The organism is Maridesulfovibrio frigidus DSM 17176 (assembly GCF_000711735.1).
GTDB classification, from domain to species: domain Bacteria; phylum Desulfobacterota; class Desulfovibrionia; order Desulfovibrionales; family Desulfovibrionaceae; genus Maridesulfovibrio; species Maridesulfovibrio frigidus.
On sequence record NZ_JONL01000021.1, the window covers coordinates 1 to 1,573 of the forward strand.

Consider the following 1,573-nt stretch of genomic DNA (forward strand, 5'->3'; position numbering starts at 1 on the left):
TTTGCACCAGCATATCCAACAGCTGGCTGATCTATCCTTCTGCGTCCCTCCATCGCACACACTTGCAGGTACAGGAATATTAACCTGTTTTCCATCGACTACGCCTTGCGGCCTCGCCTTAGGAACCGACTAACCCTGGGAAGATTAGCTTTACCCAGGAAACCTTAGTCTTACGGCGAACGAGTTTCTCACTCGTTTTAACGTTACTCATGCCAGCATAATCACTTCTCATTAGTCCAGCAAACCTTCCGATTCACCTTCATCCCATCTGAGAACGCTCTCCTACCGATGCGTCAAAGACGCATCCCGTAGCTTCGGTACCATGCTTAGCCCCGTTACATTTTCGGCGCAGAATCGTTAGACCAGTGAGCTATTACGCTTTCTTTAAAGGATGGCTGCTTCTAAGCCAACCTCCTGGCTGTCTATACAACTCCACCACCTTTTCCACTGAGCATGGATTTAGGGACCTTAGCTGACGGTCTGGGCTGTTTCCCTTTCGACTACGGACCTTCGCACCCGCAGTCTGACTCCCAGGATATAACTTACGGCATTCGGAGTTTGATAAGGTTTGGTAATCTGGTGAGACCCCTAGCCTTGTCAGTGCTCTACCTCCGCAAGTAAACTCCTGAGGCTATACCTCAATATATTTCGGAGAGAACCAGCTATCACCAAGTTTGATTGGCCTTTCACCCCTATCCACAGGTCATCCGAGCAATTTTCAACTTACAACGGTTCGGCCCTCCACTTGATTTTACTCAAGCTTCAGCCTGCCCATGGATAGATCACCTGGTTTCGGGTCTAATCCGCAATACTTGTCGCCCTATTCAGACTTGCTTTCGCTACGGCTACACATCACTGCTTAACCTTGCATTACAGATTAACTCACTGGCCCATTATGCAAAAGGCAAATGGTCACGGAACAAGTCCGCTCCCACAGCTTGTAGGCAACTGGTTTCAGGTTCTATTTCACTCCCCTAACAGGGGTTCTTTTCACCTTTCCCTCACGGTACTGGTTCACTATCGGTCGCTAAGGAGTATTTAGCCTTGGAAGATGGTCCTCCCAGATTCCCACGGGGTTTCTCGTGTCCCGTGGTACTCAGGTACCTTACGTGCTGCTTTCGACTTCGCGTACGAGGCTTTCACTCTCTATGACATGCCTTCCCAGACATTTCCGCTATCTATACAGATCACTTATAAAGGCCCTACAACCCCGAGTGTTCGAAAACACTTGGTTTGGGCTAATCCCATTTCGCTCGCCGCTACTATGGGAATCTCGTTTGATTTATTCTCCTCCGGCTACTGAGATGTTTCACTTCACCGGGTTCGCTTCTTAAGACCTATGTATTCAGTCAAAAGATAACAGAGGGTTACTCTGCTGGGTTTCCCCATTCAGAAATCATTGGGTCAAAGCCTACTTGGCGGCTATCCAATGCTTATCGCAGCCTATCACGTCTTTCATCGCCTCTTAGCGCCAAGGCATCCACCAGTTGCCCTTAAAAACTTATTTTTCTTCTCTATTTTCCCTATTTAACTTTCAAAGAACACACTTCTCTCAAGGAGAAGTTGTATAATT

Annotated in this window: 1 rRNA gene; it reads right to left on the minus strand. The window is 47.8% G+C overall.

The features are described from left to right. Positions 1-1,507, minus strand: a 23S ribosomal RNA gene (locus tag BR06_RS0119060); the annotation flags it as partial. Positions 1,508-1,573: the final 66 nt, after the last annotated feature.